18 protein-coding genes, 1 other RNA gene and 1 riboswitch are annotated in these 16,222 nt (G+C 67.5%); of the genes, 5 read left to right on the top strand and 14 right to left on the bottom strand.

Annotated elements, in window-relative coordinates; translation table 11 throughout:
• The first annotated feature begins 7 nt into the window (after window positions 1–7).
• The 5 genes from ftsE to ssrA all read left to right on the top strand — a co-directional run bounded on the left by ftsE (window position 8) and on the right by ssrA (window position 4,272).
• Window positions 8–826: a cell division ATP-binding protein FtsE gene (ftsE, locus tag C8D78_RS04640; RefSeq protein WP_120950751.1), complete on the top strand. Its 819-nt coding sequence runs from the start codon at window positions 8–10 to the stop codon at window positions 824–826.
• A complete protein-coding gene (gene ftsX / locus C8D78_RS04635) occupies window positions 823–1,737 on the top strand; it encodes a permease-like cell division protein FtsX (RefSeq protein ID WP_120950750.1) in 915 nt (304 codons plus the stop codon). Before ftsE ends, ftsX begins: the two co-directional genes overlap by 4 nt.
• 26 nt (window positions 1,738–1,763) lie before the next feature.
• Window positions 1,764–3,167: a M23 family metallopeptidase gene (locus tag C8D78_RS04630; protein WP_120950749.1), complete on the top strand. Its 1,404-nt coding sequence runs from the start codon at window positions 1,764–1,766 to the stop codon at window positions 3,165–3,167.
• A gap of 141 nt (window positions 3,168–3,308) precedes the next feature.
• A complete protein-coding gene (smpB, locus tag C8D78_RS04625) occupies window positions 3,309–3,779 on the top strand; it encodes an SsrA-binding protein SmpB (protein ID WP_120950748.1) in 471 nt (156 codons plus the stop codon).
• A gap of 124 nt (window positions 3,780–3,903) precedes the next feature.
• Window positions 3,904–4,272: a transfer-messenger RNA gene (gene ssrA / locus C8D78_RS04620) on the top strand.
• Window positions 4,273–4,470: 198 nt separating this feature from the next.
• Here the strand turns inward: ssrA and C8D78_RS04615 are convergent.
• From C8D78_RS04615 to C8D78_RS04555, 14 genes are all read right to left on the bottom strand, one after another.
• Window positions 4,471–4,833 (bottom strand): SHOCT domain-containing protein, encoded by a 363-nt coding sequence (locus C8D78_RS04615; RefSeq protein WP_244208258.1) that lies wholly within the window; start codon window positions 4,831–4,833, stop codon window positions 4,471–4,473.
• Window positions 4,834–4,886: 53 nt separating this feature from the next.
• Complete coding sequence (locus C8D78_RS04610) at window positions 4,887–5,357, bottom strand: DUF6325 family protein (protein ID WP_120950746.1); 471 nt, start codon at window positions 5,355–5,357, stop codon at window positions 4,887–4,889.
• Between the two features lie 327 nt (window positions 5,358–5,684).
• Complete coding sequence (locus tag C8D78_RS20050) at window positions 5,685–5,819, bottom strand: hypothetical protein (RefSeq protein ID WP_018775274.1); 135 nt, start codon at window positions 5,817–5,819, stop codon at window positions 5,685–5,687.
• Window positions 5,820–5,866: 47 nt separating this feature from the next.
• Complete coding sequence (locus tag C8D78_RS04605; RefSeq protein WP_120950745.1) at window positions 5,867–6,238, bottom strand: hypothetical protein; 372 nt, start codon at window positions 6,236–6,238, stop codon at window positions 5,867–5,869.
• Between the two features lie 124 nt (window positions 6,239–6,362).
• On the bottom strand, window positions 6,363–6,731 hold the full coding sequence (locus C8D78_RS04600) for a fluoride efflux transporter FluC (protein ID WP_120950744.1): 369 nt from the start codon (window positions 6,729–6,731) through the stop codon (window positions 6,363–6,365).
• Entirely contained in the window at window positions 6,731–7,180 is a 450-nt protein-coding gene (locus C8D78_RS04595; RefSeq protein WP_244208257.1) for a fluoride efflux transporter FluC, read from the bottom strand. Before C8D78_RS04595 ends, C8D78_RS04600 begins: the two co-directional genes overlap by 1 nt.
• 16 nt (window positions 7,181–7,196) lie before the next feature.
• Window positions 7,197–7,910 carry a metal-dependent transcriptional regulator gene (locus C8D78_RS04590; RefSeq protein WP_120950742.1) on the bottom strand — a complete coding sequence of 238 codons (714 nt, stop codon included), beginning with the start codon at window positions 7,908–7,910 and terminating at the stop codon, window positions 7,197–7,199.
• Window positions 7,911–7,926: 16 nt separating this feature from the next.
• A complete protein-coding gene (locus tag C8D78_RS04585) occupies window positions 7,927–9,201 on the bottom strand; it encodes an Nramp family divalent metal transporter (protein ID WP_120951692.1) in 1,275 nt (424 codons plus the stop codon).
• 160 nt (window positions 9,202–9,361) lie between these two features.
• A complete protein-coding gene (locus tag C8D78_RS04580) occupies window positions 9,362–10,153 on the bottom strand; it encodes a class I SAM-dependent methyltransferase (protein WP_120951689.1) in 792 nt (263 codons plus the stop codon).
• A gap of 158 nt (window positions 10,154–10,311) precedes the next feature.
• Window positions 10,312–11,766, bottom strand: a complete 1,455-nt coding sequence (locus C8D78_RS04575; RefSeq protein ID WP_120950741.1) for an aminotransferase class V-fold PLP-dependent enzyme — start codon at window positions 11,764–11,766, stop codon at window positions 10,312–10,314.
• A gap of 34 nt (window positions 11,767–11,800) precedes the next feature.
• A riboswitch (SAM riboswitch) is annotated at window positions 11,801–11,914 on the bottom strand.
• Between the two features lie 167 nt (window positions 11,915–12,081).
• A complete protein-coding gene (gene hisN / locus C8D78_RS04570) occupies window positions 12,082–12,894 on the bottom strand; it encodes a histidinol-phosphatase (RefSeq protein WP_120950740.1) in 813 nt (270 codons plus the stop codon).
• Between the two features lie 77 nt (window positions 12,895–12,971).
• Entirely contained in the window at window positions 12,972–14,087 is a 1,116-nt protein-coding gene (gene rsgA, locus C8D78_RS04565) for a ribosome small subunit-dependent GTPase A (RefSeq protein WP_120950739.1), read from the bottom strand.
• Entirely contained in the window at window positions 14,071–15,459 is a 1,389-nt protein-coding gene (gene aroA / locus C8D78_RS04560) for a 3-phosphoshikimate 1-carboxyvinyltransferase (RefSeq protein ID WP_120950738.1), read from the bottom strand. Before aroA ends, rsgA begins: the two co-directional genes overlap by 17 nt.
• Before the next feature lie 7 nt (window positions 15,460–15,466).
• Window positions 15,467–16,015, bottom strand: a complete 549-nt coding sequence (locus C8D78_RS04555; protein WP_120950737.1) for a DoxX family protein — start codon at window positions 16,013–16,015, stop codon at window positions 15,467–15,469.
• Between the last annotated feature and the right edge of the window lie 207 nt (window positions 16,016–16,222).

Genomic DNA, 16,222 nt, shown 5'->3' with positions numbered 1-16,222 from the left:
AAGGGCCATGATCCGTTTCGAAAATGTCACCAAGGTCTACGACCAGAAGGCGCGGCCGGCGCTGGATTCGATCAACCTTGAGATCGACCGTGGCGAATTCGCCTTCCTCGTCGGGGCCTCCGGCTCGGGCAAGTCGACCTTCCTGCGCCTGGTCCTGAAAGAGGACCGCGCTTCCTCCGGCGCCGTCTATGTCGCCGGCCAGAACGTCGCCAACATCTCCAGCTGGCGCGTACCGCGGCTGCGGCGCGGAATCGGCGTCGTCTTCCAGGACTTCCGCCTCCTGCCGCAGAAGAGCGTGTTCGCCAACGTCGCCTTTGCGATGCAGGTCATCGGCAAGAGCCGCAGCGTCATCCGGGACACCGTTCCCGAGGTCCTCAAGACGGTGGGCCTGGAAGGCAAGGAAAACCGCCTCCCGCACGAGCTCTCCGGCGGCGAGCAGCAGCGCGTGGCGATCGCCCGCGCCGTCGTAAACCGCCCCGGCATCCTCCTGGCCGACGAGCCCACCGGCAACCTGGACCCCACCACCTCCATGGGCATCATGGGCGTGCTGGACAAGATCAACCAGAACGGCACCACTGTGGTGATGGCCACGCACGACGACGACATCGTCAACGAGATGCGCAAACGGGTGGTGGAACTCAAGAACGGCGTGATCATCCGCGACGAAGCGAGGGCCCTCTACACCTCCATGATTCCGGTGGTGGGCCAGTCGCGCCGGCTGCGCGACGCCAGCGGCCGGACCGAGCAGCCCGCCGCGTCCTCCCGGGCCGAGGCACGCGCCGACGCGCCCGCCGAACTGCGCACCGCAGGGGAGGGGCAGGCGTGAGGCTGGCATTCGTTCTCAGCGAGATCGGCAGCGGCCTGCGCCGCAACCTGTCCATGGTGATCTCCGTCATCCTGGTGACATTCGTGTCCCTGACTTTCGTCGGCGCCGCCGGCATGCTCCAGCTGCAGATCAACCAGATGAAGGGCTACTGGTACGACAAAGTCCAGGTGGCGATCTTCCTCTGCAGCGACGGCTCGACGGCGCCCGGCTGCGCCACCGGGCCGGCCACGCGGGAGCAGGAGGACAACCTCCGCAAGCTGCTGCAGTCGCCCGCGGTGGCCCAGTACGTCAACGACTTCCAATACGAGTCCAAGACCGACGCTTACAAGCATTTCAAGGAACAGTTCGCCAATTCCCCGATTGTGGACTCGGTGACCCCGGACCAGCTTCCGGCCTCCTTCCGGATCAACATGAAGGACCCGGAGAAGTACGAGATCATCAGCGAGACGTTCTCCTCCCAGGCCGGCGTCGAGACCGTGATCGATCAGCGCCAGCTGCTGGAGCGCTTGTTCTCGGCCATGAACGCGGCGTCCCTGGTGGCCGTGAGCATCGCCGGGGTCATGATTATCTGCGCCATCTTGCTGATCGCGACGACCATCCGCCTGTCCGCGTTCAGCCGGCGCCGTGAAACAGGCATCATGCGCTTGGTAGGCGCGTCCAAGATGGTCATCCAACTGCCGTTCATCCTCGAGGGCGTCATCGCCGCGGTGATCGGCGCGGCCCTGGCCTCCGGAACCCTGTGGGCCGTGGCGCACTTCTTCCTGGGCGGGGTCATGTCCAAGCAGTATCCGGACACCGCGTTCATCTCGCCAGGGCAGACCCTGATGCTGGCACCTGCCCTGATTGGCTTGGGCGTCGTCCTGGCCGGAGTTTCCTCCCTGCTGACCCTCCGCCGGTACTTGCGGGTCTAGCCTTGCGAAAAGAAAAGGGAATGCTTATGACACCAATGGCCCGCCGCCCTCTCCGGCAGTCCCTCCGGCTTCGCCTGGTGGGACGCCGCAGCCGGATGATCAGCGCCACCCTGGCGCTGGTCCTTGCCGGAAGCCTGGGAGCCTCGACGTCGCTAGCGTATGCCGACGACCTTGAAGACCAGCAGGCTGCATTGAAGGACCAGGCGGCACGGGTCCAGGATTCCCTTGAGTTCGTTGACGCCAAGATCTCCCAGGCCGCGGCCGACCTGGTCCTGTACCAGGGGCAGCTCCCGGGCGCCCAGAAGGCCCTCCTGGATGCCCAGGGCCGGGTGGCCGGTGCGGTTCAGGAGGTCGAAGCCCTGGCGGCCCGCGTGGACCTGGCACAGCAGAACAAGGCCAAAATCACCCAGCAGATCGAGGCGGACAAGCAGAAGATTTCCAGCACCAAGAAGCTGATCGGACAGATCGCCACGCAGGCCTACATGTCCGGCGGGGTCCCGTCCAACCTGTCGCTGTTCTTCGGCTCCAACCAGGGCCGCAGCCTGACGGACACCATCGACCTCGCGGACCAGGCCCTGCGCAGCCAGAACTCCGCGATGGACAAGCTCACCCAGCAAAGCGCGACCAATGTCAACGCTCAGGCCCGGCTGGCCGCCGTCGAGGCCGAAATCACGGACCTCAAGGCCAAGGCCGATGCCGCGCTGGCACGGGAGAAGGCCGCCCGCGACGAGGCCCAAGCCAAGAAGGCCAAGGTGGACAAGCTGATCGCCGACACCACCAGGCTCGACGCCCAGCTCCAGGCCGCCAAGCCTGCCATCCAGAGCAAGCTCGCCAAGGTCAAGGCACAGCAGGACGCGGTCGCCGCGGACATCGCCGAACGCGACCGGAAGCTGCGCGAAGCCTGGCTGGCTGAACAGCGGCGCATCGCCGAGGCGGCGGCCGCCGCTGCCCGCGCTCAGGGACAGGCCGCCCAGCCGTACGTCCCGCCGGCCCAGGGCTCACCGTCAGCCTTCGGCCTGCGGCACCCGTTCGCCGCCGACATCCCCATCACGTCCGGATTCGGCTGGCGCGCGACGCCGCCTGGCACCATCGACTTCTACGGCACCGGCGGCTACATGCACACCGGCATCGACTTCGGCGCCACATGCGGCACGCCCGTGTATGCCGCGGCGGCCGGCACCGTCTTCTCGGCCGGCTGGGGCGACGACGGCGGCGGCAACCGGGTGAAGATCTCCCACGGCGTGGTCCAAGGCAACTCCCTGACCACGATCTACTACCACAACACCTCTGTGACGGTCTCGGTCGGCCAGCACGTTGAACAGGGGCAGCTGATCGCCTACTCCGGGACCACTGGAAACTCCACCGGGTGCCACGCGCACTTCGAGACCTGGCTCAACGGCCGGGCCGTGGACCCCATGACCCTGCTGTAGCCCGGCCCGGGCCGTCAGCTGAGGCGGGCGTCGTGCCATCCACGGAGGCGGCTGCCCTGCCGTAAACTGGAAGATCGAACTGGAAAAATTCCGTCCCACCAGGCCGGAGTCAATCACCAACACAAACCGAGGAGTCCTACCGTGCCCAAAGAAAGTGGCCGTAAGGTAGTGGCCACCAACCGCAAGGCCCGGCACGACTACCACGTCCTTGACACCTACGAGGCCGGCATTGCGCTGATGGGCACCGAGGTCAAGTCGCTGCGCGAGGGCCATGCCTCGATGGTGGACGGGTTCTGCACCTTCTACAACGACGAGCTGTGGATGGAAGGCATCCACATCCCGGAGTATCACCAGGGGAGCTGGACCAACCACGCGGCACGCCGTCGCCGGAAGCTCCTGCTGCACCGGGACGAGCTCACGAAAATCTCGCACAAGATCCGCGAGTCGGGGTTCACGATCGTGCCGCTGCAGCTCTACTTCGTGGACGGCCGCGCAAAGGTGGAAATCGGCGTCGCCCGCGGTAAGAAGGAATACGACAAGCGCCAGACGCTGCGCGAACAGCAGGACAAGCGCGAGGCCCAGCGGGTCATGCGCGAACGCAACCGCCGCTAGCGGCAGGGGAGGGCCCGGGAATGATTCCCGGAGGCCGTGCGTTATGATTAACTGTCCGGGAAGGAACCGAGCGAAGACCGCGAAGCGGTTCAGTTCGAGCCTGACCGGTTTGATAAAAAAATACGGGGATGATCGGTTTCGACGATGTTAGTCGCGACAGGTGAAGCGGGCCGAGGATGCAGAATTATCTCGTAAACGCTGTCTGCAAACCAATAAGTGCCGAATCAAAACGCACTGACTTCGCTCTCGCTGCCTAAGCAGTAAGACAGTCCGTCAGCCCGAGGTTGCTATTGCCCCGGATCCTGGCGTCATTTAGATAGCCACTGCTGTTTACCTCCGTCATCGGGGTAAACGGGACTCTTAGATGACTGGGCCCGGATCAGCCAGCTGTTTGCAGCATGGCTGGGGCCGAGAAAATCCGACGCAAACTGCGCCCGGAGAAGCCCTGACAACACGACATCGGACGGGGGTTCAATTCCCCCCATCTCCACATAGGAGTTCCGGCAACGGTGCTCCACCCCGTATTGGGAACGCACAAACTCCTCGCCAGCTTCGGTTGGCGGGGAGTTTTGTGCGTCAAAGGAAAGGGAAGTGTCTGCTGACACTTCCCTTTCCTGCTGTCCCGCGAAAACCGTTCGTTGGTGGCGCCGGCCAGGCTCACGCGCAGGCATGGCCTGTCCGACGGCGGACGCTAGGTGCCAAGGATCTTCGCCTTTTGGGCTGCGAACTCTTCGTCGGTGAGAATCCCCTGCTCCTTCAGCGCGCCGAGTTCTTTGAGCTGCTGGATGGCGTCGTCGGTGATGCCGCCTGCGGCGGGCGGGGGAGGTGGCGGCGGCTGTTGGTAGACCGGCTGTTGGTATGCGGGCTGCTGCTGGTATTCCGGCGGCGGCTGCTGCTGGGCCATCTGCGCGTCGTAGGCCTCCTGCTGCTTGGCCGCGGTGGCGGCGTCCTTCTCGGCAAACTTGTTGGCCTGCCGGCGCTGGACCCGGCCGCTGACTGCCGATGCCGTCCCTGCGACCACGGCCGTCCGGGCCATACCCCTAAGAAGTCCCATAATTCGTCTCCTCTCACATCTGTTCTACTGCGTCAGATCTTAGGCGTCAGGGCTTAGGCGTCGGGCACCGGCGTTGCGGCGTCGCGGGCCTCGAGGGCATCGAGCGCTTCCATCACGTCCGGCGCCGGGATCCGCGTACTGGCGATGAGCTCGCCCCCGCTTTCGCGAACGGCCGCCACGAAAGGCGCTGCCCAAGTGTTTTCGTAGACAATCAGCGCGGCGACCGTCCCCGGCAGGACCGCGGCGGTCGCCTCGGCAATATCGTCATCGCCCAGGAGCCCGGACCGTGCGCCTTCGAAGTAGGAGAATCCCGCCGCCGGGCCGCCCGGGTCCGTCAGTTCGAGCACCTCTACGGTGCCGTCCTCGTTCTTCATGACGACGAGGAGGTCGAAGAGGCGGATGACGCCCTGCTCGACGAGCTTGACGAGTTCCTCACTCGCCCGTCCCGTCAGGCCCGCCAGGGGGAATTCGAGGAGTACGAAATCGACCGGCCCGTGGGCCTCGGTCTCCGGTGTGGTTGTCACTGGCGTTCCTCCGGTCTGGTTCGAGCGCGCTATGCGGCGCACTGGTCTTAGTGTGGACGTCCCCTCCCGGGTCGTCACCACCCGCGTCGAATGATTCCGATGCCGAGTCGCTGGCCCGGCCAGAGCCGTTGTCCGGCGCCGTCATCCAGCGCCGCGGCAGGACCCCAGCCTTTCCAGGCAAGGAACTCAAGACCACTAAAGCGCCAACGGGGGAGCGCCACATCATCCATTGGGGGTGAGCCACGACCCCGGCGAAGGCGCCCGAATCGGATGCAATCCGATGCAGAAAAAGGGCCGGACGCGTCGGCTTCCGGCCCTTTTCGATTTTCAGCGCTTCTTGATGTGTGCCACGGGATCGGTGTGGGCATCAACGATGTGCTTTGCCTTTTTCTCGGCCCGTTTTTCCTTGATGGTCTTGACCGACTTCTTCGACACGCTCTGGTGCGGCGTCTTGTCCGGCATGGTGCTCTCCCTCACGGCGGGGGCCCGGAATGGCCCCGTCTTTTACGCTACGCCTCGGGAACCGCGGCGTCCACGATCCCTGCAAAGCGGCTGCCGACGCCGTCGTAGATGCTGCGCACGAGCCCGGCGCCGAGCACGGGAATGTCGCGGGCCTCGTGGTCGGTGCAGCAGACGTAGGTGAAGTCCGGCCACCATTTCTTGGGCCGTGCGGCTTCGGAGAATCCGCAGACGGCGCAGGTGAGCTGCACCCAGACAGGCCGTTTGCCGGTCCGGTTCGCCTTGGACTGGACCAGCCACGCCGGAGGGTTGTCCAGCAGTTCGCCAAGCTCGGCCTCGGACAGGCGGGAGGGGATGCCGTGACGGTGCGCCATTTCCAAGGGAATGTCGAGGATCTGGGCTGCTTCACGTCGGGTAACCATCCTTCAACGATACGGGAACGACGGCGGCGCAGAGCCACCGGGAGGCCCGGTGTAAGGCGCGACACACCGCGGGCGGCCCCGCCCCGTGGAGGCGGCGCAGCTAAGCCTCTTGCCGGTTGGGTCCTCAGCCCGCGAGAAAGAGCCCGATGCCGGCGGCGGCGAGGCCCGCGACCAGATTTGAGCCGATGTTGAGCGCCGCGGCCCGGTACCGGGTTTCACTCACCAGGCGCACTGTCGCGGTGGTCCATGAACTGAAGGTTGTCAGGCCGCCGGCCAGTCCGGACGCGACGGCGGCGTGCCAGTCGGCTCCCAACTCCAGGTGGCCGGTGAGGCCCAGGGAGATACCGATGATGAACGATCCCACGACGTTGACCGCGAGAGTGGCCCACGGCCAGTGCGGCCGCGAGCCCTGGTGGTGCGCAAACCAGGAGTCGACACTGAACCTCAGGAGCGCACCCGAGACACCGAAGATTCCCACCAGAATCGCTGTCATCACTGGGCATCCCCGCCGAAGTCCGCGATCGCCTTGCCGGTTTTCCAGCCGGCAGCGGCGGCACCCAGGCCCAGGACGAGCGAGAGCCCGAGGTAGGCCAGCCACGTGGCATGGAATCCGCCGCGGATCTGCTGGTCAATCGCCATCACCAGCGCCGAGAAGGTGGTGAAGGACCCCAACAGGCCCGGCCCAATCCCGGCCCGCAGCCAGAAGGCCGTCTTTGGCCGCGCGATCCATAGGGTGGTCAGGGTGGCCAGGATGAAACTCCCGGCCACATTGATCGCCAGGGTGGTCCATGGCACCGCGCCGGTGCTTTCGGGGAAGGCCAGGCCGGCGCCGAACCGCAGCTCGGTTCCGATCAGGCCGCCGACGGCGACGGCAGTCCAGGCCTTCCAGCCCGGGAGGCCGGGGCGTGGGGCGGCGCCGCGTTCCTCCGGTGCACTCTTCACCGGGCGCCCCTCCGACTTAGAGGTCCGCAACGTTGCAGCCTGTGTGTGCGGCATCGCTGTGGACCCAGAGGGCCGATGCGACTTCTTCTGCGAAATCGAATTCGCGGGACGCCGCAGCGGACCCGATCCGCACCACGAGCGGGCCGCCGAACGGCCTCCGGCCCACAACCTCCACTTCGGCGTCGAGATCGATGTCCTCCGCGGCGAGGTAGCGCAGGAGTTCCGGGTTCTCGTCGCTGATCCGGGTGATCCGGCCGGTGTGGCCGTCGTCGAGTTCGCTGAGGCGGTGGGCGGAGGGCATCCGCACGGAGCCGTCGGCTGCCGGGATGGGATCACCGTGCGGGTCCCGTGCCGGGTTCCCCAGCTTGGCCGCCATCCGGTCAATGAAAGTGTCGGAGACGGCGTGTTCAAGGAGCTCGGCTTCGTCGTGGACCTCGTCCCAGCGGTATCCGAGCTCCTGGACGAGGAAAGTCTCGATCAGCCGGTGACGGCGGACCATCGACAGGGCGAGCCGGACGCCGTCGGCGGTCAGGGTCACGGCGCTGTAGGGCTTGTGGTCAACGAGGCCCTGGTCCTTGAGTTTGCGGACCATTTCCGAAACCGAGGAGTTGGCGACCCCCAGGCGCTGCGCCAGCTGCGTGGAGGTGATGGGCTTCTGCTGCCACTCGGTGAAGGAATAGATGACCTTGACGTAGTCCTCGATCGAGGAGGAGGGCGTACTGGTCTTCACAGACCCAAGCCTACAGTCAGCCGCGCCCGGAGAAGGTGAACCACAGCAACACCAGATTCAGGGCCACGACGAGCACGACGCTGATGATGGCGGCCATGCGGAGCGCCAGCCCGTCGGCAAACTGGCCCATAAGTGCCTTGTTGCTGGTCAGGACTACCAACGGGACCAGGACGAAGGGGATTCCGAAGCTCAGGACCACCTGGCTCAGGATGAGGGCCCAGGTGGGGTCGAAGCCCACGCTGAGCAGCACCACGGCCGGAATCAGCGTGACCACGCGGCGTGCCATGACGGGGATCCGGATCTTGAGCAGGCCTTGCATGATGGTTCCGCCGGCGTAGCAGCCCACCGAGGTCGACGCCAGGCCGGACGCGAGGAGGCCGACGGCGAAGACCACACCAATGACGGGGCCCAGATTGGCGGTGATGGCCGCATGCGCACCTTCGATGGTGTCCGTGCCCGCCTCGCCGCCGAGCGTCGAGGCGGCAAGGAGCAGCATGCCGATGTTGACGATTCCGGCGATGGCCAGCGCGGCCACGACGTCGAGCCGGGTGGCGCGGACCAGACGGGCGACGGCGGAGGTCGGGATATGTTCGTTTTCGTCCGGCCGGTGCCGGTCCCGGGACAGGGCCGAGTGGACGTAGATGGCATGCGGCATGACGGTGGCGCCGAGCATGCTGGCGGCCAGCAGGACGGAGTCCGGGCCCTGGAAACGGGGAACGAGGCCGGCCAGGGCTGCCTTCGGATCCGGCGGGCTGATGACCAGCCCGGCCAGGAAACCGATGGTGAGGATGCCGAGCAGGAACATGATGATGAATTCGAAGGGCCGTTGTTTCTCCCGCGCCTGCACCGCGAGCAGGAGCATCGAGACTGCGCCGACGATCACGGCACCGAGGGGGAGGGGGAGGCCAAACAGCAGGTGCAGTGCGAGCGCCCCGCCCACCACCTCGGCCAGGTCTGTGGCGGCGGCCACGACTTCGGCCTGCAACCAGAAGGCGCGGCGCCAGAACGGCTTGAGCCGCTCGCCCAGGATCTCCGGCAGGCTCTTGCCGGTGACGATGCCCAGCTTGGCGGACTGGTACTGGACGAGGACGGCCATGATGTTGGCTGCCACGAGGACCCACACCAGCAGGTAGCCGTACTTCGCTCCGGCGGTCAGGTTGGCGGCCACGTTTCCGGGGTCCACGTAGGCGATCGACGCGACGAACGCTGGCCCCAGGAGAGTGATCAGCGCCCGGCGGGCGCCCGGGTGCTTGTAGGTACGGGTACCTTGCGGCGGTTGTTCCTCTCCCATTACGTCCAGCACTGCCAGCTCCCGTGATTGGCGCGTCCGCGTCGACGCGATGATCGGCGCCAGCGGAAAAGACCGCCGTCGTCCGAGTGGGTAAAACAAAGTTAATAGTGCCTACAACAGATTATTAGGCACACCGAAACAATAAGGCCTGGCGTCCCGTTCACGCAATCCTGAAGGCGCGCCACGTCTGCGTCAGGTAGGGCAGTTGGAGGACGTCGCCGGGGGCATGGCCCAGGTGCTCGTGCAGGTACCAGTCGAGGTTGGCCGAGACCCTCGCCCGGCTGGCCGCAGACGCCGCGAGGTAGTAGCTCCGGGACTTGGCCAGCTCCTGGATGTCCTCCGTTGTGACGGCGTCCTCCCACCGGGTCAGATGGCTTTCCAGTCCGGTGAATTCCGGACCCACGGGCGGGCGGAAGTGCGGTTTGTGGACATCCCCGGCGTGCATGATGCGGGAGAGACGGTGCACCCACGGCACAGCGGTGTCCAGCTGGTTCCAGACCAGGCACAGCACGCCCTGCGGGCGCAGGATCCGGGCGATTTCGGTGCTGGCCAGGCGGGGGTCGCACCAGTGCCACGCCTGGGCAACCGTGACGAGGTCGAATGAGGCGGGTGCCAGGCCCGTGTGCTCGGCGGTGCCTTCGACGGCGGTGACATCCGGCAGCGTCCGGCGCAGCTGTTCGAGCATGTCGGCCGAGGGATCAACGGCCACCGTGTGCAGTCCGCGGGCGGCCAGGAGCGCGGTGAACTTCCCGGTGCCGGCACCGATGTCCGCGGCATCCCGGGCTCCGGCCGGGATGAGCCAGTCGGCCGACTCCTGCGGATAGCCCGGGCGGACGCGTTCGTAGTGGGCTCCGCCGTCCTGGAAGCTTTGTCCGAGTTCCTGGCGGCGTGCACTCTGCAGCTTGGGGCCGCCCTGCAGTTTGGGGGCCGGCAGTTTGGGAGCGCTGTGCATTTTGGGCACGCTGTGCAACGCGCGGTCTCCTTCGGAAGGTCCTGTTAGTTTCGGATACCTTTCGAATTTACCGCACCGGACCGGGCCCGGATTCTGCCGCCCGCGTGTACTCCCTAGTCCGCCGTGCCATGGTCCGCCGTGCTGTCGTCTGCAGTGCCCTAGTCCACGGTGCACGGCGCGGCGCCGGCGGTGCCCGGGGTGTTCGGCGCCCAGTGCGGGTAGCTGCGGGTATCGTTGGCCGGCACCCAGCGGCCGGCGTCCACAACGTAGTCCCAGCCGAGCCCCGTCTGCCGCAGTTGTTGCAGCCCCGCCAGGAGCCGCTCCGCGTCCTCCAGCCGTGAGCCGAGGCCGAAGCTGGCCCGCAGGGAGCCGGCGGGCAGGCCGAGCCGCTTGAGCAGCGGGTGGGCGCAGAAACGGCCGTCGCGCAGGCCTATGCCGTGTTCGGCCGACAAGTAGGCGGCCACCAGCCCGGCGTCGTAGCCTTCCACGGAGAAGTTCACGACGCCGATGGTCCCGGCGCCCGGCTCATCCCCTCCGGCGGAAGGAGCGGGCGCCGGATCGTCGAAGATCTGGTGGACGGTCACCCCGTTGATGCGCCGCAGCCCCTCGACGAGGAAGGACCGGATGGCGTCCTCATGTGCGTACCACTGCCCGGTGTCCAGGTCTGCGATCATCTGGGTGGCGCGGGCCAGCGCGGCCGCGCCCAGGACATTCGGCGAGCCGCCCTCGTGCCTGGCCGGTCCGGTGGTCCAGCTGACGGAGTCGAGCCGGGCATCCTTGACGGCGCCGCCGCCGGCCAGGTGCGGGGTGCCGGCGTCCAGCCAGTCCGGCCGCCCCACCAGCACACCGGCCCCGAACGGGGCGTACAGCTTGTGCCCCGAGAAGGCGAGGTAGTCGACGTCGTCCGCGTCGATATTGATCCGCCGGTGCGGGGCCAGCTGGGCGGCGTCGACAACAATCCTGGCGCCGTACTCGTGCGCCAGTGCCGCGAGGGCGCGGATGGGCAGGATCTCCCCGGTGACGTTAGAGGCGCCGGTAACGGCCAGCAGGCTGATGCCGCCGCGGGCGAGTTCGTCCCGGAGCCGGTCGACGGTGGCCGCAAGGGTGGTGGCGGCGACGACGCTGCGGTGCGGGACGTTCTGCCAGGGCAGCAGGTTGGCGTGGTGTTCGATGTCGAGGTAGAGGACCTCGCCCGCGGGCCGGCCGTCGCGCAGCGGCAGGCAGCCGGCCAGCAGGTTCAGGGAATCGGTGGTGTTGCGGGTGAAGATCACGGAATCGTCCGGCCGGCCGCCCACGAAGTCCCGGACGATGTCCCGGGCGTTCTCGTAGACCGAGGTGCTGATCTGCGACGCGTAGCCGGCGCCGCGGTGGACGCTCGCGTAGTACGGCAGGATTTCGTTGAGGTACGCCGAGACCACGGACAGGGCTGGGGCCGAGGCGCCGTAATCGAGGTTGGCGTAGCGGGCAGAGCCGCCCTGGATCAGCGGAGCCTGGATTTCCGCCCCGGTGACGGCGGCCAGCGGACGGGCGGCGGCGGCGAACCGGTGATTGGCCCGCCCGGCATCGGTGCCGGAGCGGAACTCGGGGGCAGCAGGGAAAACGGCAGTAGTCATGGGACCTCACTCGAACAGGACCCCACATGGTGGGAATCCGCGCTTGCCGGGTCCATTCCGGACCGGCCAGGTCGTCACCCGGGGCACCCCACCGCGACTGGAGGGTTGCCGGCCAGCAAACCGGGGTTTAGCGCTGGCACTCGTGACCTGCATCGAGCGTAGGACATCCGCGCAGCCGTGGAAAAGGCGGGCGGCGAATGTGAAGCGGATTGTTACGCGGGCAAAGGGCGCGCGGGCCGAATAAACAGCGGCGGCAACCCTCGAAAGGAGGCTGCCGCCGTTGTTTGTTCGGGTGAAGCTCGGATCTGGTTGGGCCTAGAGGAGGTCGTCGAGCCCGGGGCTGAGCCGCTTGAGCACTTCCGAATGGAGGATCGAATTGGTGGCCAGGGCATTGCCGCCGAAGGGGCCGTCCTCGCCTTCGAGCGAGGTGAAGCGGCCGCCGGCCTCCGTGACGATCGGCACCAGGGCGGCCATGTCGTAGAGGTTCAGCTCGGGCTCGCAGGCGATGTCCACCGCGCCCTCGGCCACCAGGCAGTAGGACCAGAAATCGCCATAGGCGCGGGTGCGCCACACCTCCTCAGTGAGGCCCAGGAACTCGTCCAGGTTTCCACGTTGCTTCCAGCCGCCGAGGCTGGAATAGGACAGGGAGGCGTCCTCAAGCTTGGAGACGTTGGAGACCTTGAGCCGGGTGGCCGCCGCCAGAGAGCGGCCGGTGTAGGCCCCGGCCCCCTTGGCCGCCCACCAGCGCTTGCCCAGTGCCGGCGCGCTGACGACGCCGACCACCGGCTCGCCCTCGTCGACCAGGGCGATCAGGGTGGCCCAGACCGGGACGCCGCGGACAAAGTTCTTGGTGCCGTCGATCGGGTCGATGACCCAGCGGCGGGAACCATGGCCCGAACTGCCGAACTCCTCGCCAAGGACGGCGTCGCGGGGACGGGACCGGGAGAGCTGGCCGCGGATGGCCTCTTCCGCGGACTTGTCAGCATCGGTGACCGGAGTGAGGTCTGGCTTCGTTTCGATCCGAAGGTCCAGCGCCTTGAAACGGCTCATGGTCTGGGAATCGACGGAATCTGCCAGTACATGGGCAAGGCGCAGGTCATCGTTGTAGCTCGAAGCGGGTTGGCTCATGGTTCCAAACTACCGTCAAAGCGGGCCGGCCGCCGGGAGGCCGCGGCACTGCGCCGCTGTCCCAGCAGCGGCGCAGCCTAGGACACGGTGCCCAGTTCCTTGGTTTCCTGTGCTTCCTGCCGGGGGTCCGTGCCCAGCAGCCGGCGCAGCGACGCCAGGCGTGCAGGCCCTGATGCTCCGGCGTGCCCGGCCGCAACCCAGGCGTCGACGCCGCAGTTGACGGCGCTGGAGTCGTGTTTGCAGCCGCGCTCGCAATCGTCGGTGCCCGGTTCGAGGTCCGGGAAGGACCGGAGGATCCGGTCCGGGTCGACATGGGCCAGGCCGAAGGACCGGATGCCCGGGGTGTCGATGATCCAGCTGCCGGCCGGGGCATCGTTGACCTTGAGCGCCAGCGCCGAGGAGGAGGTGTGGCGGCCGCGCCCGGTGACGGCATTGACGCCGCCGGTGGCGCGTTCGGCCCCGGTCAGGGCGTTGACCATGGTGGACTTGCCCACGCCGGAATGGCCCAACATGACGGTGACTTTCCCGTCGAGGTAGCCGCGCAGCTGGGACACCGCGTCCTTGTCCAGCCGGGCCGAGAGCCCGTCGTCGGAGCGGGCATCGATGCCCGAGGCGGCGGAGTCGGCCGTCTTGGAGATGATGACGGGGAAGTCCAGGTGCGTGTAGTTGGACAGCAGTTCAGCGGGGTCCTTGACGTCGGCCTTGGTGACCAGGAGCAGCGGCTCAATGCCGGCGTCGTACGCGGCCACCAGGGCGCGGTCGATGAAGCCGGTCCGGGGCTCCGGATTGGCTGCGGCGACCACTACGACGAGCTGGTCGGCGTTGGCGACGACGGCGCGCTCGATCGGGTCCGTGTCATCGGCACTGCGGCGCAGCAGCGTCCTGCGGTCCTGGATCTTGACCAGCCGGGCGAGGGTATCGGGCTCGCCGCTGACGTCCCCGACCAGGGACACGAAGTCCCCGGCCACCACGGGGTTGCGTCGCAGCTCCCGGGCCCGCGCCGCGATGATCTTGCGTTCGTCCGCGGTGCCTTCGCCGACGACGGCGGTATAGCGTCCGCGGTCAACGGTGATGATGCGCCCGGTGACGGCCTCGTCGTAACTGGGCCGGTCCTTGGTGCGGGGCCGTGTGCCCTTCTTGTTGGGGCGGATCCGGACGTCGGATTCGTCCCAGGAATCAGTGCTGCGTGCCACCGGCGGTGTCCTCGTCTGCGGCGGCACCCTGTGCCAGCATTGCTTCCCAGAGCTGCGGGAAGTCGGGCATGGTCTTGGCCGTGGTCCCGATGTCCTCGACCTCCACCCCGTGTACGGCAAGGCCAAGGATGGCGCCGGCGGTGGCCATGCGGTGGTCCGCGTAGCTGTGCACTAATCCGCCGTGCAGCCTTGCCGGGCGGATGATGAGTCCGTCCGCCGTCTCTTCGGCGTCGCCGCCGAGGCGGTTGATTTCCGCGACGAGGGCGGCGAGCCGGTCCGTTTCGTGGCCCCGGAGGTGGGCAATGCCGCTCAGCCGCGAGGGGCCGGTGGCCAGGGCGCAGAGGGCTGCCACGGTGGGGGCGAGCTCGCTGGTCTCGTCGAAGTCGCCGCCGTTGATGTCCTCGCCGCCGCTGACAGTCAAAAGGCCGTTCTGGACGGTCACGGTCGCGCCCATGGCGGTGAGGATGCCGCGCCACAGATCGCCGACCTGCGTGGTCTCGGCCGGCCAGTTGGGGATCCGCACCGTTCCGCGGGTGGCCAGGGCCGCCGCCAGGAACGGTCCGGCGTTGGAGAGGTCCTGTTCGATCCGCTGGTCGAAGGCGCGGATGGGTCCGGGGGACACCACCCAGTGGTTCGGCACCGAGTCATCGACCGCCACGCCCACCCCGCGCAGCACGGCCACTGTCATGTTGATGTGGTCCAGGCTGGGCACGGGCTTGCCGACATGCTCCAGGTGCAGGCCCTCGCTGAAGCGGGCGCCGGCCAGCAGCAGGGCGGAGACAAACTGGGACGACGCGCTGGCGTCGATGACGAGGTGGCCGCCCCGGACTTCCCCCGTGCCGTGCACGGTGAACGGCAGGGACGACGCCGGTCCGCCGTCGGGTGCGCCGACCGCCACCCCCAGGCCGGTCAGGGCCGCGATGATGGTGCCCATCGGGCGTTTGCGGGCGTGCGGGTCGCCGTCGAAGCGGGACGCGCCGCGGCGCAGGGCAGCCACGGGTGGCACGAACCGCATGACCGTGCCCGCGAGGCCGCAGTCGATCGTTGTGTCCGCGGGGGCCGCGTCCATATTGATCGGGAGGATTTCGAGATCGGGGCCGAAGGCGCCGTCGCCGGGAACCTCCGTGACGGTGGCCCCCAACTGCCGCAGGGCCTCGATCATCAGCGCGGAATCCCGGGAGTGCAGCGGGGCCCGCAGACGGGACGGCCCGTCGGCGAGGGCCGCGAGCACGAGGTACCGGTTGGTCAGGGATTTGGAGCCCGGAACCGTGACGGTCGCGTCCACCGGCCGTGCGGCGAACGGCGCGGGCCAGTGCGGACCGGCGTCGGCTGGATGAGCGGAAGCAGTTGCTGAGGGGGTGACGCCAGTCATTGCCGTCTTAGGCTCCGGCCGCGTGGTCTACGGCCTTGCGGACCACTTTGTCGGCCTTCTTCAGCTTCTTGTTGGTGGTCTTCCGGGCGTCGGCGGCGAGGTGCCCGGCGCTCTTGCGGGCATCCGCGGCCAGGTGGCCTGCGCGCCAGGCCAGGCTGGGCTTGCCGGCGGTGTCCACCGCGGCAAGGAGCACGCCGCCGGTCAGGGACACGTTCTTCAGGAGCTGCTTGCGGCGGGCGTCCCGGCCTTCTTTGGAGGAGATGTCGGCGCTGCGCCATTCCACGTACCCGTTCAGGGCGGAGATGGTGGCGAGGACGGTGGCCGCCAGGCGGGCGGACTTGCCGAGGGCGAAAAAGACACCGGCACCGATCTGGGTGCCGCCGATCACGCGGGCCAGGACTTTTTCGTTGGTCTGGAACGGCAGCGCGTCGGCCGCGCGGCGCAACAGGGGGGACAGCTGCGTCGCGGTGTCATCCGCATTCTTGAGCTTGTCCATGCCGGCGAGGACGAAACTGGAGGCGAGCATGGGCCGGGCGAGAAAGCGGACAAACGACATGAATTTCCTCCTGGATGGACGAGCCGCGGATTCACTGCGGGAGAACCGGTTCTAGTCTTGCACTTTTGCGGAATATTTGCCTGCCGGACGTGGTTGTGAAAGGCAGATTCAAGCAGGCTAACGAAGGCGGAGATTTGACGCGGGTACTGGACAGAACGGAACTGGACGCCGGTTCCGGGCAACCGTGGACCCTTGCGCTTGCGGCAC

It is taken from the genome of Arthrobacter oryzae (assembly GCF_003634095.1).
Classification (GTDB): domain Bacteria; phylum Actinomycetota; class Actinomycetes; order Actinomycetales; family Micrococcaceae; genus Arthrobacter; species Arthrobacter oryzae.
Note: the sequence above shows the minus strand (reverse complement) of the source record. Positions and strands in the feature narration are given on the sequence as shown.

Excerpts from the sequence above, each read along its gene's own strand:
- ftsE (WP_120950751.1), top strand. The coding sequence starts at position 8 with ATGATCCGTTTCGAAAATGTCACCAAGGTCTACGACCAGAAGGCGCGG.
- C8D78_RS04630 (WP_120950749.1), top strand. The coding sequence starts at position 1,764 with ATGACACCAATGGCCCGCCGCCCTCTCCGGCAGTCCCTCCGGCTTCGC.
- C8D78_RS04615 (WP_244208258.1), bottom strand. The coding sequence starts at position 4,833 with ATGGGACTTCTTAGGGGTATGGCCCGGACGGCCGTGGTCGCAGGGACG.
- C8D78_RS20050 (WP_018775274.1), bottom strand. The coding sequence starts at position 5,819 with ATGCCGGACAAGACGCCGCACCAGAGCGTGTCGAAGAAGTCGGTCAAG.
- C8D78_RS04605 (WP_120950745.1), bottom strand. The coding sequence starts at position 6,238 with ATGGTTACCCGACGTGAAGCAGCCCAGATCCTCGACATTCCCTTGGAA.
- C8D78_RS04600 (WP_120950744.1), bottom strand. The coding sequence starts at position 6,731 with ATGACAGCGATTCTGGTGGGAATCTTCGGTGTCTCGGGTGCGCTCCTG.
- C8D78_RS04585 (WP_120951692.1), bottom strand. The coding sequence starts at position 9,201 with ATGGGAGAGGAACAACCGCCGCAAGGTACCCGTACCTACAAGCACCCG.
- C8D78_RS04580 (WP_120951689.1), bottom strand. The coding sequence starts at position 10,153 with ATGCACAGCGCTCCCAAACTGCCGGCCCCCAAACTGCAGGGCGGCCCC.
- C8D78_RS04575 (WP_120950741.1), bottom strand. The coding sequence starts at position 11,766 with ATGACTACTGCCGTTTTCCCTGCTGCCCCCGAGTTCCGCTCCGGCACC.
- hisN (WP_120950740.1), bottom strand. The coding sequence starts at position 12,894 with ATGAGCCAACCCGCTTCGAGCTACAACGATGACCTGCGCCTTGCCCAT.
- aroA (WP_120950738.1), bottom strand. The coding sequence starts at position 15,459 with ATGACTGGCGTCACCCCCTCAGCAACTGCTTCCGCTCATCCAGCCGAC.
- C8D78_RS04555 (WP_120950737.1), bottom strand. The coding sequence starts at position 16,015 with ATGTCGTTTGTCCGCTTTCTCGCCCGGCCCATGCTCGCCTCCAGTTTC.